The organism is Nitriliruptor alkaliphilus DSM 45188 (assembly GCF_000969705.1).
GTDB lineage: Bacteria > Actinomycetota > Nitriliruptoria > Nitriliruptorales > Nitriliruptoraceae > Nitriliruptor > Nitriliruptor alkaliphilus.
The window spans coordinates 5,510,301-5,525,078 of record NZ_KQ033901.1 but is presented as its reverse complement, the minus strand read 5'-3'; the positions used below and the strand labels follow the sequence as shown (position 1 = coordinate 5,525,078).

Here is a 14,778-nt window from a genome sequence, read left to right as displayed (position 1 = left end):
AGCCGGCGGTGCGGACGGAGGTCGCTCAGCGACCGCAGGAGCACGCACGGCCGATCGGTGAGCTCAGAAGCCGAGGGTTCCTCGGTCGGTGAGGGTGGCGAGGTCGTGCACGACCACCCCGCGCTCGGACACGGTGATCAGCCGGTCACCGGTGACCAGCGACCGGACGATCGCGCCGGCGTACGCACCGTCGAACGACCGTGCGATCTCAGCCTCGGTCGCGCCCGGACCGGGCGCGTCCGCGTGGTTGAGCACCAGCGCGTCGGGTGCGTGGTCGGCGGCGGCCCGCAGGGTGTCACCGTCGGGGACGAGCGCCAGCGCACCGGACCCCGGGCCCACGGGCCGCTCCTCGCCCGGCTCACCCCAGAAGTAGCGGGTCACCGGGACGACGGTCAGACCCGTCGCGGGCCAGTGCAGGAACGCGCGGTGGTCCCACTGCACGGGGCTCTCGCTGCGCGGCACCGTCACGGTGTCGGTGCGGCGAGGGTCGGCCGGATCCGACACGTCGAACAGCGACACCTGGACGCCCTCGGTGACGCCCTCCTCGCTGGCGTCCTGACCGACCCCGATGAGGCGGCCCTCGCCGACCGGGTGCAGGTAGGCCGAGAAGCCGGGGATCTTGAGCTCGCCGACCACCTCGGGCGCGGTGGGGTCCGACAGGTCGACGGTGTACAGCGGGTCCGTCTGGCGGAAGGTGACCACGTACCCGACCTCACCGAGGAACCGCACGGCGTGGATGGTCTCGGTCGGGCCGAGGCCGTCCACGCGCCCGAGCTCGACCAGCGCACCGCCGCGCAGCTCGAAGGTCGTGACCGAGCTCTCGGAGGAGGCCGCCGACCACGGGTCACCGACGGTGGACGCCACCCGCAGCACGCCGTCGTGCTCGGACAGGGCCCACTGACTGAGGAGGGTCCCGTCGACGGCGCCGCTGCCGAGGTAGTCGGTGGCCCGGGGCGTGTCGATGGCGAACGCGTGCAGCTCGGTGGTGACGTCGGGCTCACGTTCGTCCGGTGGAGGGAACCGCGGTTCGATGTCGTCGGCCGGTTCGGCCGTGGACCACCCCACGCTGCCACCAGGGCGCCAGGTCTCCCGCCACCGTTGGGTGGCGACGTAGAGCCGGTCGGGCGAGGCGTACACGGTGTCACCGCCGGCGAGGATGGCGACCGTCCCGGGACCGGGCCGCAGCGCACCCGCCTCGACGTCGACCGTCAGCACCGACAGCAGCCCGAGACCGGAGAACTCCTCGGGCTGTGCGACGCGCTCGCACGCCACGAGCGTGCCCTCCTGGCGGTCGCCGTCGGCGGTCTCGTGGACGAAGTACGGCAGCCAGTCCTCCGCCTCGCTCCGGCGGATCAGCGCCTCGTTGGCCGCGAGCGACGCCCGTTCGGCACGCAGCCCGCCGGCGTCGGGGTGCTCCCACGGCAGGTTGATGGCCGGTTCGGTGCGGATGACGACGCGCGCGACGCCGTCGACCATCCGCGACGACAGGGTGGCGCCGTCGAGGATCAACCGTTCGACCACCTCGGGCGATGCCGGGTCGGCGACGTCGATGACGGTCAGCGTGGTGGTCGACCCCGAGCCCGGGACGACGTCACCCGAGATGCGCTCGCCGGCGAACGGGATGAACCCGCCCTGGGCCGAGGTCACCAGCAGCCGGTCGCCGGACAGCAGTAGCTCGGCACCCCAGCCACCCTCGTGCAGCCCGACCTCGGCGAGCTCCTCGGGGGTGTCGCCCGAGATGTCGACGATCCGCAGCCGGTCGCCGACCATGGCGTAGAGCGTCTGCCCGTCGGTCTTGACCCGGTCGGGCTCGTCGACGCCCTGCTCCTGGACGTTGGTGCCCGACACGTCATCGGGTGTGATGCCCGACGTCGGCGCCGCAGGGACGGCGTCGGCGGCCCCTGCCTGGTCGGTCGCCGCCATCTCCTCACCGTCCAGCTCGGCGGCGAGCCGAGTGGCGCCGAACCAGCCGCCCCCGCCGAACAGCCCGTAGGGGGTCACCTGCTCGAGCGCCCGTTCCCGGACGTGGTCGAGGTAGTCGTCGCAGGCATCGAAGCCCGTCAGCGCCCCGGCGAGGTCGAGCCGTTCCGGCAGGGCGACCGCTGGGCCGTCCCCGCCGGGGCCGAGCGGCCCGGTCAGGCCGCGTCCCGACGAACCCACCGCCACGCCGGCGGCGAACACCGCCACCGCACCGACCAACGCCACCGCTGTACGCACGACCATCTCCACGCCTCGACGATGGTGGGACGCCCTCCACGGGCGTAGGGTTCCCGCGCGGTGCCGAGCACGACGCCCTGCATGGCAGCGAGCCGTTAGCGTCAGGCCTCCGCCGGCCGTCGGAGCCCCACGTGGACGACACCCGCTCGCTGCTCGCCACCCTCGTCGGGATGGACACCACCAGTTCCCGCTCCAACCTCGACCTGGTGGCCTTCGTCGAGGGCCTGCTCGACGCACACGACATCCCGCACGAGCGCGTCCCGTCCCCCGACGGGACGAAGGCCAACCTCCTGGCCCGGATCGGACCGGACGTCCCGGGCGGGGTGGTCCTCACCGGGCACACCGACTGCGTACCCGTCGTCGGTCAGCCCTGGAGCCGCGACCCCTTCACGGTCCACGAGGAGGACGGCCGGCTGTACGGCCGCGGGGTCACCGACATGAAGGGGTTCCTCGCCGTCGTCCTGGCCGCCCTGCCGGACCTCGCTGGTGCCGGGCTCGCCCGCCCGCTCACCCTGGCACTGACCTACGACGAGGAGCTCGGCACCCTCGGCGCGCCGTCGGCCGTCCTGCGACTGGCCGACGCCTACCCGAGACCTGCGGCCGTGATCGTCGGGGAGCCGACCTCCATGGCGGTGGTGACGGCGCACAAGGGCGTCCGCGCGTTCACCACGACCGTCGATGGGCTCGACGGGCACTCGAGCCGGCCGGATCTGGCCGCGAACGCGGTGGCCGCGCTCGGGCGTATCGTCACCTACATCGACGACGTGGCCGAGCAGCACCGCACCGACCCCACGCGACACGACGAACGCTTCGATCCGCCCTACACCACCTTCAACCTGGCGACCGTCACCGGCGGCCAGGCGATCAACATCGTCCCTCGCCGCGCCGAGCTGACCTGGGAGTACCGCCCGGTCCCCGCGGACGACAGCGACGCGATCCGGCGCGACGTCGATCGGTTCGTGCAGGAACACGTCCTGCCGCGGCTGCGTCGTGACGTCCACGTCGGAGCGGTGTCCAGCGTCGAGGACGCCGTCGCCCGAGCGCTGTCCGCGGAGGAGGACGGCGAGGCCGAACGGTTGGTGCGCTCGATCACGGGGGACACCTCCCCCGCCCGGACGGTGGCCTTCGCGACCGATGGTGGCCACTTCCAGGCGGCGGGATGGTCGACCGTCGTGTGCGGCCCCGGGGACATCGACCAGGCGCACCAGCCCGACGAGTGGCTCGCCCTGGAGCAGCTCGAGGCGTGCCAGCGCTTCGTCGTGGGCCTGACCGAGCACCTGCGGCGCTGAGCGACACCGAACGTTCGTCCATCCCGAGCCAGCAGCTGCCACCTAGCGTCCGGGGACCGACCGGAGAGCCCACGTGACGATCGTCCTCGGCCGCGAGCGACGCGACGAACTGCGCGCCATGGCGCGGGACCTGCGCCGCGAGGGCGGCCGCCCCGCCGAACGCCTCGCCGACGGGTTGCGGGCCGTGGCGGCTCGACGCGCGGACCGCGACACGAAGCGGTGGTTCGAGCGCATCGAGGCCGAACGCCGACGGCTGGTGCGGAGCACGGACGTGCTGACCCGCAACGGCGGCAAGGTGGAGAGCACCGTCGGCGCGGTCGCCAAGAAGGCCTCCGTCTCCCCCGAGCACGCCTGGACCCTGTGGCAGCTGACACGCCGCGTCGGTGCCTCGCGGGTCCTGGAGATGGGGACCTGCGTCGGGGTCTCGGGGTCCTACCTCGCAGCGGCGTCGGGCGGTGGCCGGCCGGGTGGCGGCACGCTGCGGACCCTCGAGGGACACGAGGACCGGGCCGAGGTGGCCCGCGACACCTTCCGCAGGCTCGGGCTCGAGGACGCGGAGGTCGTCGTGGGCACGTTCACACGGACACTGCCCGGCGCGCTCGACGGCGGCCCGTACGACCTGGTGTTCGTCGACGGTCACCACGACGGCAACGCGACCCTGCGCTACGTGGACCAGATCCGTGCCGCCAGCCGACCCGGCGCCGTGCTCGTCCTCGACGACATCACCTGGTCGGACTCGATGGCGGCCGCCTGGACCGAGGTGCAGCGTCGCCTCTCGGCGTCCGCGCACGCCGACCTCGGTCGCGTCGGCGTCGTGGTCCTCGGCGCCGACGACGCGTGGTCCTGATGCGGCGGGCTTGCTCCTAGGTCGTTGGTCGGCGTCGGGGGCCACCGACGTCCGGGGAGGGCCAGACGAGTTCGAACCGTTCGCAGACGACCTCGCGTCGCTGGTGCCAGTCGATCCCGAGCGCCTCGCAGCGTGCGGTGAAGAACCGTTCGTGCTCGGCTCGCCAGGAGGCGAGGGTCCGGTCGCCTTCGCCCTCGTCGTACGCGAACGCGGCGTCGACGGAGCTGAACGGGATGACCTCGACCGACGTGGTCCGGATCACGCAGACGGGTGCCTCGTCGCCGTCGAGCACGATCAGCAGGTCTCCTCGCTGCGGTAGTGCCTCGCCGGCGGCGAGGTAGTCGTCGAGCATCCCCGCCGTCGCTCGCTTGCGCCCGACCGCGGTCAGCCGGGCCAGCTCGTCGGCCTGCGGACCGGGATCACCGAACGCCGACGCAACGGGGGGTGCCGCCAACCCCGTCGCCGCTGTGAACGCCACCTCGAACTCGTCACGCGCCGTTGGGACATCCATGCGGGCCACCCTAGACACCACCACCGAGCCTGCCGATCAGTGGCTGCGCTTGACGGCCCCGTCGGCCAGTGCGTCCGCAGCTTCGGCCAAGCGCAGGCCCGTCACGTCCACGCGACGCAGCAGTTCACGACGGCGCAGGATCTCGGTGGTGACCTCGCGGTCCTCGGCGAGCAGCGCTGCCACGGCGTGCTGGTAGCTGGAGCGCACGTCGGTCTTCTTGGCGTCGGCCGCCAGCAGCGACGCCCGCTCCGGCGCCTCGAGGAGGGAACCGATCGCCTCCCGGAGCCCGAGCACACCCGCCTCGACGTTCGCGAGCGCGTCGACCAGCAGCGGCTCGCTCGGGATCCGGTACAGGTCGAACTCGCGGGCGAGGTCGCGGAGGTTGTCGAGCACGTCGTCGACGGACCGCGACAGTCGGAACATGTCCTCGCGGTCCATCGGTGCGGCCAGGGTGCGCGAGAGGTCGACGATCAGGGCCCGGCGGGCCGCGTCCCCGACGGACTCGACGTCGCTCAGCCGTTCGCGGGCCAGCGACGTGTCGACCTCACCGGCCGCCAGCGCACGGGTGATCGCGACCCCGGCCAGGGTCGCATCGAGCTGATCGACGAGGTGGCCGACGAGCACGGCGTCGCTGCCGCCGGTCAGATCACGTGCGAAACGCTGCAGCCGATCGAACACGTGCACCTCCTGGTGGGCGATCGTCGCACGCCCCCGGGTTCACCGCAGCCGGATCACGACCCCGACGACGGCAGCGCTGACGAGGAAGGCCGCGGGCAGGGTCACGACCCACGCGGCACCGAGGCGCAGCACCTGGCCCCACCGCACGCGGGCGTAACCCCGGGTCACACCGGCGCCGACCAGACCACCCGAGATCGCCTGTGTCATCGAGACCGGTGACCCCATCGCCCCGGTGGCCAGCACCACGGTCGCCGAGGACAGCTCGCTGATCACGGCTTCGTGCGGCGGGACGGCGACGACCCCGCCGCTCAGCGTCCGGGCGACCCGCGGGAGCCCCACCGCCGCGCCCACCAGGAAGGCGACACCTGCCAGACCGAGCTGCCAGCCGACGACCGGCACCCTGTTCGCGGTCGCGGTCCCCGCGGAGACGGCGAGGACAGCCAGCATCTTCTGCCCGTCGTTGGCCCCGTAGGCGAAGCACTGGAGCCCGAACGCACCGACGTGCCAGCGCCGGGTGCGCTGATCGAGCGGCCGCGACGATGGCCAGGCGCCCGCCACCCGGGTGAGGCCCCAGGCGAGCCCCAGGCCCGCAAGCGGCGCCGCGGCCGCGAGGACGAGGACGATGACGACCGTCCGCCAGGCCACCGGCAGGGCCGCCCCGACGCCCGCACCGGCGATCGCGCCGACGACGGCCAGCGTCAACGACGTCGGCAACCCTCGCGACGCCAACGCCCACGTGACCGCGACGGCCACGAGGACGGCGATCAGCAGCGTGACCGCCCCGTCGGCGCCCTCGAAGGTCACCAGGCGCGACGACAGCGTGGTGGCCACGGCGGTCCCCAGCACGACCGGTGCCGCGACGACGGCGGCCGTCAGGACCAGCAGGGACGTCAGCGGCCGCATCGTGCGGACATCGAGGCCCACCGACAGCAGCGCCCCGCCGTCGTTGACACCGTTGACGAAAGCGAACGCGGTCGCGACCACCACCAGCCAGGTCGTCATCCCGCCCGGCCTCCTCACCTCCCGGGGCGGGCACGGTCACCCGTGCGCGTCGGCGACGACCGTAGGGGCTGACCGCCGCTTCCGGTGCGGTCCGGGTGCGCGACGGCCCCCCGGGAGATCCCGGGGGGCCGTGCGGGTGCGGAGCCGGGTCCGGTCAGGAGCCGACCCGGGGCGTCAGGTCAGTAGTAGTGGCGTCGCCCGCCGACGGCGCGACCGGCCGAGCCGAGCAGGAACAGTATGGCTCCGACCACGAGCAGAATCACGCCGAGCGTCTGCAGGATGCCGATGCCGAGCACGAGGCCGAGGATGAGGAGGATGACTCCCAGGCTGATCACGGTGGTTCTCCTTGGGTCGGGGACGCCGGGTGGTGCGGCTCCCGGGTCGAGGTCCACTGAACCCCACCTCAGAGGCCGCGCGACACCGTCCGTTCGGCGAACACGGACAGCGACTGTCCGGCCACAGGTCGTACGCGTGACCTGGCCGCGAGGCGGGCGTCACGCACGGTGAAGATGGGCCGGATGGTGGTGGCCGGCGGAGCGCCCCTGCGGGCCACGACCTCGTCTCCCCCACCCTCCCCTCGAGGCTGACTAGCGTCGGTCCCCCCAGGAAGGAGCCGAGCGTGCCGCCGTCCAACGGACCCGCGGTCGTGGTCGGACCGCCCGTGCCGGGCACCGACCGCGTCCTGACCCCCGATGCGCTCACGCTGCTCAGTCGCCTCCACCGTCGTTTCGACACGCGGCGCCACGACCTCCTCGCCGTCCGCGCCGCCCGTCAGGGGGAGGCGAACGCGACCGGCACGATCGCGGTCCCCGAGGCCGTCCGGGCCATCGCAGCCGACCCCGATTGGCGGGTCGCACCGGCGCCAGCCGACCTCGCCGACCGTCGCTGCGAGATCACCGGGCCCACCGACGCGAAGATGGCGATCAACGCCCTGCGCAGCGGGGCGAAGGTCTGGCTCGCCGACCTCGAGGACGCCAACACCCCGCACTGGCACAACGTGGTCGGCGGTCAGGTCGTGCTCCAGGACGCGGTACGCCGCACCCTCCGGCACGAGGTGGACGACGGCACGGTCTACACGCTGCCGCAGGAGGACGACCTCGCCACGATCGTGACGCGTCCCCGGGGCTGGCACCTCGACGAGCGGCACCTGACCGTCGACGGTGCCCCGGTGTCGGGCAGCATCGTCGACGCCGCCCTGTACGTGCTGCACAACGCCGAGGAACTGCTCGCCCGAGGCAGCGGCCCGTACCTGTACCTCGCCAAGCTCGAATCCGCGGCCGAGGCGGCGCTGTGGCGCGACGTGCTGACCGCGATCGAGGAGCACCTCGGCCTGCCGACCGGCACCGTCCGCGTGACGGTCCTGATCGAGACCATCACGGCGGCGTTCGAGCTCGAAGCCATCCTCCACGAGCTGCGCCCCCACGTGACCGGGCTGAACGCCGGCCGGTGGGACTACCTGTTCAGCATCATCAAGGTCTTCCGCTCGGCCGGGCCGGACTTCGTGCTGCCGGACCGCAGCGACGTGCCGATGACCGTGCCGTTCATGCGGGCCTACAGCGAGCTGCTGGTGTCGGCGTGCCACCGCCGGGGCGCCCACGCGATCGGTGGCATGTCGGCGTTCATCCCGAGCCGCCGCGATCCCGAGGTCACCGCGCGGGCGCTGGCGAAGGTCCGCGCGGACAAGGAGCGCGAAGCCGACGACGGGTTCGACGGCTCCTGGGTGGCCCACCCGGACCTCGTGCCGCTGTGCACCGAGGTGTTCAGCGACCGTCTCGGTGACCGACCCAACCAGCTCGATCGACCGCACGGCGAGGTGTCGACCGACCCGGACGCGCTGCTGGACCTCCGCTCGACCGGCGGCGCGATCACGCGTGCGGGGGTGCGGACCAACGTGGCCGTCGGGGTCGAGTACCTCGCCGCCTGGCTCGGAGGCCGCGGGGCGGTCGCCATCGACAACCTCATGGAAGACGCGGCCACGGCCGAGATCTCGCGCGCCCAGCTGTGGCAGTGGCGCGAGGCAGGAGCCACCTGCGACGACGGCACGCCGATCGACGACGCCCTCGTAGGCGGGATGCTGACCGAGGAGATGAGCCGCCTGGTCGACCTGTCCCCCGACGAGGAGACGGCCGCGAGGGTCCGGACCGCCGCCGAGCTGTTCACCCGGGTGGCCCTCGGGTCCGACTTCGTGGACTTCCTGACCCTGCCCGCCTACGACCTGCTGGCACCACCCGAGGCGCGCGACGCGGTCGACCGAGACGCCAGCACCCGGTGAGCGACGACCGGCCGGGACCGGAAGGTGGAGCTCGGGCCGGTCGGGCAGGTACAGTGGGGAGCCGAACCCGCGGGTGGACTCCCCACTCCGCCGCTCCCGGAGCTCGCACCCCGAGCCCCGGCTGACGGCCTCCAGGCCGCGGGGCGGCGCCACCGGCGCCGTGGCGAACCCCACCCGGTCCCACCGGGTGGCCGTGCTCACGACCACCGTGCAGCACGCCGACGATGCACCTGATCGGTCCCGTGGGGAACGGGCCGTGGGGGCACCGTCGACCGGCCTCGCCGGCCGAGAGCACCACGCTCGCCGGCCCACGGCCGTCCACCGGACGCGCCCGCGTAACCCCACGGGCCCGATCGCACGGGAGACACCGCGATCACCACCACGACACGGCGCCCGCCTCTGGACCTCCACGACGCGCGGTTGCTCGCGCAGGCCCACCTCGATGGGCTCGCCTCGGATGAGGACCTCGACCGGCTCGAGGACGACGAGGCCGTCTGGATCGATGCGCTCCACGACCTCCGCCGCGACGTGCTGCGGACCATCACCCGCCTGCGTGGCGAGGTCACCGGTCCCGAGCGCGACCTCGTCCTCGGCGACTTCGAGGCCGAGCTCGAGCGCATCGACGAGGACCTGTTCGACCTGACCGGCGAGCAGCCCGAGCCCCCGCCTGCCGTGGCCAAGGGCGGCCGTGCTGGTCCCGGCGAGCGCGGTGGGCGCGCCCCGCAGCCCGACCGGCCCGCTGCGAAGGAGCCGGCCGCCACCACCCCGGACGGACCGCAGGAGGCTGTGCCGGTCCTCGCCGAGCCCGGTGTCGCCCAGCTCCAGCTGACCTGGCACGACGGCGACGTGATCGCCTGGGCCAGTGGCTACGGGGCCGAACCGGAACCCGAACCCCTGCTGCTCGAGCGGCTCGAGGCCGCCGGTGCCTCCACCGGCAACTGGCAGCCGCACCCCACCATCGAGCTCCCGGACGGCAACGTGGCCGACGCGGTGTCCGCGCCCGTCCAGTCGTCGCTCGGATGGCTCGTGTCCCTCGTGGCCACGGGTGGTGACGAGGCGCTCGGAGCGAGCGTGACCTGGATGGGCCTGGCCGCCGGGCTCGCCGTACGCCTCGTGGCTCACGGCCGGATGGTGCCGCAGCTGCGCAAGGTCGCCGATGCCGCAGGCAACCGCTCGGACTTCGCCGTGCGCTGGGAACCGACCCTGATCGACCACGAGGAGCTGTCGAGCCTGACGCGCACGATGCCCGGCGCCGTCGCGGTGCTGGACCGTCAGCCCGACCCGAAGCACGTGACCCGGTCCATCGTCTCCGGCTTCGTCGACGCCATCTGTCGCGACGCTGCGGGTCGCGTCGAGGTCCCCGCCCCGCCGCCGCAGCCGCGCACGGCCGGTGACGTCGCCGAGGCGTTCCTCGGCCGCCTGGACGGATCCAGCTTCGAGGCACCGCACCACCAGGGCAGCGAGGTCGGCAAGGCGCTGGCGTCCTGGGCCAGCGGCGTGACCGGCGCCAGCAAGCTGCAGCTGACCGTCCAGCTCGACCCGCCCGACGACGGTGACGCCTGGCTGCTGCGCACGCTCACCAACGACGGGCGTCGCAAGGACGAGAACGTCGAAGCGGCCATGTCGCGGGCGAACCACGACCGCAAGGAGGCGATCAAGCGCGAGCTCGAGCGCCTCGAGGGGCTGTACCTGCCGCTGCGCCGCTCCAAGGACACGCGCCGCGGTCAGGTGATCCTGAGCCAGAACGAGGCGTGGCAGCTGATGACCGAGTTCGGTCCGACGCTCGTCGCCGCCGGGTTCGAGGTCCGGGTACCGCCGCTGTCGCCGAAGAAGGCGACCCCGACCCTGCGGATCACCTCCGACCCCACCAGCGAGACCGCGGTCGGCGCCCAGCAGCTGTCGAACGTGAGCTGGTCGGCGGTGTTCGACGACGTCGAGCTGTCCGCCGAGGACATCCGCCGCCTGTCGGCCGAGTCCCGACCGCTGGTCAAGTCGCAGGGGCGGTGGGTCGAGGTCGACCACGCCGACCTCGAGGCCGCGGCCGCCGCCCTGGCGGACCGGGCCGACCAGACCAAGTTCTCCGGCGCCGACATGCTGCGGATGGCGCTCGGACTCGACGGGTCTGCGCTCGGACGTCCGGTCTCGATCGCCGGTGAAGGGTGGGCCGCGGACCTCCTGCGCAGCGCGCGCGAGATCCCCGAACACCCGCCGACGACCCTGGAGGGCTTCGAGGGCGAGCTGCGCAGCTACCAGGCCGACGCGCTCGCGTGGCTGGAGTTCCTCGACGGGGCCGGCCTCGGCGGCTGCCTCGCCCTGGACATGGGCCTCGGCAAGACCCCGACGCTCCTCGCCCACCTCGCCCGGACGACCAACGGTGCGCCGTCGCTGGTGATCGCGCCGCCGGCGGTCGTCGGCAACTGGGCCGCCGAGGCCAAGCGCTTCACGCCGGGCTTGCGGGTCGTGGTGCACCACGGTTCGTCGCGGTCCGAGGACGACGAGCTCGCGGCCGAGATCGCGTCCGCGGACGTCCTGCTGACCACCTACGGCACGGCGTTGCGCGACATCGACGACCTGTCCGGCGTCACCTGGGGCCGGGTCGTGCTCGACGAGGCGCAGGTCATCAAGAACCCGACCAGCGAGACCGCGCAGCAGCTGCGGCGGCTCGAGGCGCGCGCACGCGTGGTGCTGACCGGGACCCCGATCGAGAACGGCCTCGGCGACCTGTGGGCGCTGATGGACTTCGTCAACCCGGGGCTGGTCGGCGATCGCGCCACCTTCGTGGCGCAGATGCACGCGGCGTCCGAGCGTGGCGCGAGCGCCGAGTCGGCGCTCAAGACCCTCAACGGCGTCCTCGTCTTCCGACGCACCAAGGCCGAACCCGTCATCGCCGCCGAGCTGCCGGACCGCATCGACGCCCTCGACCACTGCCCGATGACCACCGAACAGATCGGTCTGTACCAGGCCGTGCTCGACGAGCTGGTGGTGGAGAGCGCCGACACCGACGACGCCCCGAAGCGCAAGGGTGCGGTGCTCGCAGCCATCACGGCGCTCAAGCAGATCTGCAACCACCCGGCGGCGTACACCGGTGACGACGGACCCCTCGCGGACCGGTCCGGCAAGCTCGCTCGACTCGAAGAGATCGTCGACAACGTCTTCGCGTCGAACGAGCGCATGCTGATCTTCACCCACTTCGCGACGTGGGGCGAGCGCCTGGCCAAGCACCTGACGGCGCGCACCGGCGTCGACATCGCCTGCTACCACGGCGGTCTCGCCCGCGGCGCCCGGGACCGGATGGTCGAGTCCTTCCAGGCCGGCACCGGTCCGGGAGCGATGGTCCTGTCGCTGAAGGCCGGTGGGACGGGTCTGAACCTGACCGCGGCCTCCCACGTCGTGCTCTACGACCGCTGGTGGAACCCCGCGGTCGAAGACCAGGCCCGGGACCGGGTGTGGCGCATCGGGCAGACCAGGACCGTCGTCGCGCACCGCCTGGTGTGCCCCGGGACGGTCGACGAACGGGTCGAGGAGGTCGTCGCGGGCAAGCGGCGTATCGCCGACCTGGCGCTGCCGAAGTCCAGCTCGGTCGGGGACCTCGACTCCGAGCAGCTGCGGCGAGCGCTCGGCCTCGATCCCTCGGCCGTGCTGACCGAAGCGGCCGAGCCGCTCGAGAAGGGGGATGCCGCGTGAGCGAACGCAAGCGTGAACGGACCCGCGTCCAGGACGGCGGCGACCAGGCTGCCGGCGGCGGTGGGTCGCGGCGACGGCGCGCCCGCGGTGGCGGCGGCGGCGGTGGCGGCGGCAAGCAGGCCGGCGGCGACACCCCGAAGGCCACCAAGCAGGGCGGCGGCAAGCAAGGAGGCGGTGGCGGCAACAAGCGCGGCCGCAAGGGTGGTCGCAAGCGGTCCCAGAACAACCGGCGCAGCAAGAACCGGCGCCCCGACGTGCTGCATGACGCGCCACGGTTCTGGGGTGACGCGTCGCTGCTGCCCGAGGCGAGCCAGGACGTGCGCATCACCGACGACCCGGCGGCCGTCTCGCGGTCGCTCGGTCCACCCCCGCTGCCAGGTCACGAGGTCATCGCCGAGCAGTACTTCGGCGTCGTCTACGACCGCGCGGTGACGACCGCCGGGCTGCTGGCGGCGGCCGGCGGCCTGATCGACGCCGAGGATCTCGTCGACGAGGACTGACCGGCGTGTGACGCCGCCGTGACGCTGGGCACCAGCCCGGCGACCTGGCACGATCGCGCCGTGACCAGCCGATCCGCCGACTCGCAGCGCCTGGGGGACCTCGCGCTGCTGCGCCGTGTCCGCGATCGGATGGACCGCGAGTTCGCCCAGCCGCTGGACGTCGAGGCGCTCGCTCGAGGCATCAACGTCTCCGCCGGTCACCTCAGCCGTCAGTTCAAGGCGGCCTACGGCGAGTCGCCGTACAGCTACCTGATGACGCGCCGCATCGAGCGGGCGATGGCGCTGCTGCGGCGTGGGGACCTGAGCGTCACCGAGGTCTGCTTCGAGGTCGGGTTCTCGTCCCTCGGCACGTTCAGCACCCGCTTCACCGAACTGGTCGGCGTACCGCCCAGCGTCTACCGCCGCGAGCACGGCGACGCCACGGTGGGGATGGCCCCGTGCATCGCCAAGCGCGTCACCAGGCCGGTGAGAACCAGACCGGGGGGCAACGAGCGGAGCGAGACGGGGGACCCGGAGGATGTGGTCAGGACCCGACCGGGGGGCAACGAGCGGAGCGAGACGGGGGACCCGGTCAGGAATCGAGAAGCGTCGGGGGCGTCGTCGGACGTAGCGTGAGTCGCACAGCACGCACCGCTTCCGACACCCACGAGGCGACACCATGGACATCAGCATCAACTCGACCTTCCTGCCGCACGACGACCCGGAGGCCTCGCTGGCGTTCTACCGCGACGCCCTCGGCTTCGAGGTCCGCAAGCAGGTCGAGTACGGCGGGATGCACTGGAACACCGTCGGCCCGCCGGCCCAGCCCGACGTGAACGTCGTCCTGCACCCGCCGGGTGCCGACCCCGGTGTCACCGATGAGGAGCGACGGGTCATCGCCGAGATGATGGCCAAGGGCACCTACGCCAGTCTGCTGCTGGCCACCGACGACCTCGAAGGCGCGTTCGAGCGGATCGAGGCCAGCGGCGCCGAGATCGTGCAGGAGCCGACCGATCAGCCCTGGGGCGCGCGCGACTGCGCCGTCCGCGACCCCGCGGGCAACATGGTCCGGATCCAAGCGACGTCCTGAGCTGCTCGGGCCGCTGGTCGGCCTGAGGCCGGCCAGCACCGTCCGCCGATCCGAGCATCGCACGACCACCGCCGACCGGCGGTCAGCGACCCCTGCGCCGAACCGGCGCTGGGCCACCCCACCGCGCCACGAACCGACCCGACCCGACCGTGAGAGGAACCGCCGATGACCGCCATCCAGGCCATCACCCTCGAGGTCGCCGACCTCGCCACCGCCGAGGCGTTCTACGCCACGTTCCTCGGTCCGGACATCCCGGTCCACCTGCGCACCTCGCAGGCTGCGACGTCCGGGTTCCGCGGCTTCACGTTGTCCCTCGTGGTCCCCCGGCCGGCCGACGTCGACCGGCTCGTGGACGCCGGGATCGAAGCCGGCGCGACGGCGCTCGCGAGCAAGCGGTTCTACGTGGACCGTGGGCTCGCCGTCGACCGGAGCTTCGGGCGCAAATACGTGCAGTTCGAGGCGCCAGCGGGAGCGGTCAGGCTGGCACTCTACGGGCGCCGGGCCCTCGCGAAGGACGCCGGCGTCCCACCGGAGGGCACCGGATCGCACCGGATCGCCATCGCCAGCGGGGCCGGACCGTTCGCCGACCCGGATGGCTTCGTCTGGGAGGCCATCTCGGACGTCCCCACCCGGACCAGGAACGGCGTCGTCGAGTGACCGTACGCCCTACGGTTCGCCACTGAGATCGAACGGCGGTCCCCCGCCGAAC

12 protein-coding genes and 1 pseudogene are annotated in these 14,778 nt (G+C 73.0%); 8 read left to right on the top strand and 5 right to left on the bottom strand.

Going from position 1 to position 14,778, the window contains the following annotated elements; translation table 11 throughout:
• Positions 1–63 precede the first annotated feature (63 nt).
• Positions 64–2,217 carry a beta-propeller domain-containing protein gene (locus tag NITAL_RS25900; RefSeq protein WP_169786962.1) on the bottom strand — a complete coding sequence of 718 codons (2,154 nt, stop codon included), beginning with the start codon at positions 2,215–2,217 and terminating at the stop codon, positions 64–66.
• A gap of 131 nt (positions 2,218–2,348) precedes the next feature.
• Between NITAL_RS25900 and argE the strand changes: the two genes are divergently transcribed.
• Both argE and NITAL_RS25890 read left to right on the top strand, forming a co-directional pair.
• On the top strand, positions 2,349–3,506 hold the full coding sequence (gene argE, locus NITAL_RS25895) for an acetylornithine deacetylase (RefSeq protein WP_083442036.1): 1,158 nt from the start codon (positions 2,349–2,351) through the stop codon (positions 3,504–3,506).
• Between the two features lie 73 nt (positions 3,507–3,579).
• Positions 3,580–4,353 carry an O-methyltransferase gene (locus tag NITAL_RS25890; RefSeq protein ID WP_052669106.1) on the top strand — a complete coding sequence of 258 codons (774 nt, stop codon included), beginning with the start codon at positions 3,580–3,582 and terminating at the stop codon, positions 4,351–4,353.
• Between the two features lie 16 nt (positions 4,354–4,369).
• On the opposite strand, the gene NITAL_RS25885 is transcribed toward NITAL_RS25890, so the two are convergent.
• The 4 genes from NITAL_RS25885 to NITAL_RS28360 all read right to left on the bottom strand — a co-directional run bounded on the left by NITAL_RS25885 (position 4,370) and on the right by NITAL_RS28360 (position 6,879).
• A complete protein-coding gene (locus tag NITAL_RS25885; protein ID WP_083442035.1) occupies positions 4,370–4,864 on the bottom strand; it encodes an ASCH domain-containing protein in 495 nt (164 codons plus the stop codon).
• 36 nt (positions 4,865–4,900) lie between these two features.
• Complete coding sequence (locus NITAL_RS25880; RefSeq protein WP_052669105.1) at positions 4,901–5,542, bottom strand: DUF47 domain-containing protein; 642 nt, start codon at positions 5,540–5,542, stop codon at positions 4,901–4,903.
• 39 nt (positions 5,543–5,581) lie between these two features.
• Positions 5,582–6,544: an inorganic phosphate transporter gene (locus NITAL_RS25875; RefSeq protein ID WP_052669104.1), complete on the bottom strand. Its 963-nt coding sequence runs from the start codon at positions 6,542–6,544 to the stop codon at positions 5,582–5,584.
• A gap of 179 nt (positions 6,545–6,723) precedes the next feature.
• Positions 6,724–6,879: a DUF6131 family protein gene (locus tag NITAL_RS28360; protein ID WP_169786961.1), complete on the bottom strand. Its 156-nt coding sequence runs from the start codon at positions 6,877–6,879 to the stop codon at positions 6,724–6,726.
• Positions 6,880–7,163: 284 nt separating this feature from the next.
• On the opposite strand from NITAL_RS28360, the gene aceB reads away from it, so the two are divergent.
• The 6 genes and pseudogenes from aceB (at position 7,164) to NITAL_RS25845 (ending at position 14,726) form a co-directional block, all read left to right on the top strand.
• Positions 7,164–8,816 (top strand): malate synthase A, encoded by a 1,653-nt coding sequence (aceB, locus tag NITAL_RS25870; protein ID WP_052669103.1) that lies wholly within the window; start codon positions 7,164–7,166, stop codon positions 8,814–8,816.
• Between the two features lie 420 nt (positions 8,817–9,236).
• Positions 9,237–12,500, top strand: a complete 3,264-nt coding sequence (locus NITAL_RS25865; RefSeq protein WP_052669102.1) for a DEAD/DEAH box helicase — start codon at positions 9,237–9,239, stop codon at positions 12,498–12,500.
• On the top strand, positions 12,497–13,000 hold the full coding sequence (locus NITAL_RS25860; RefSeq protein ID WP_052669101.1) for a hypothetical protein: 504 nt from the start codon (positions 12,497–12,499) through the stop codon (positions 12,998–13,000). The genes NITAL_RS25865 and NITAL_RS25860 overlap by 4 nt, the downstream gene beginning before the upstream one ends.
• Positions 13,001–13,060: 60 nt before the next feature.
• A pseudogene (locus tag NITAL_RS25855) lies at positions 13,061–13,477 on the top strand (helix-turn-helix transcriptional regulator); the annotation flags it as partial.
• Positions 13,478–13,658: 181 nt separating this feature from the next.
• Complete coding sequence (locus NITAL_RS25850; RefSeq protein ID WP_052669100.1) at positions 13,659–14,069, top strand: VOC family protein; 411 nt, start codon at positions 13,659–13,661, stop codon at positions 14,067–14,069.
• 165 nt (positions 14,070–14,234) lie between these two features.
• Complete coding sequence (locus NITAL_RS25845) at positions 14,235–14,726, top strand: VOC family protein (protein ID WP_052669099.1); 492 nt, start codon at positions 14,235–14,237, stop codon at positions 14,724–14,726.
• Positions 14,727–14,778: the final 52 nt, after the last annotated feature.

What these genes read in the sequence shown, in the direction of transcription:
- NITAL_RS25885 (WP_083442035.1), bottom strand. Translation starts at nt 4,864, where the DNA reads ATGGATGTCCCAACGGCGCGTGACGAGTTCGAGGTGGCGTTCACAGCG.
- NITAL_RS25845 (WP_052669099.1), top strand. Translation starts at nt 14,235, where the DNA reads ATGACCGCCATCCAGGCCATCACCCTCGAGGTCGCCGACCTCGCCACC.
- NITAL_RS25875 (WP_052669104.1), bottom strand. Translation starts at nt 6,544, where the DNA reads ATGACGACCTGGCTGGTGGTGGTCGCGACCGCGTTCGCTTTCGTCAAC.
- NITAL_RS25850 (WP_052669100.1), top strand. Translation starts at nt 13,659, where the DNA reads ATGGACATCAGCATCAACTCGACCTTCCTGCCGCACGACGACCCGGAG.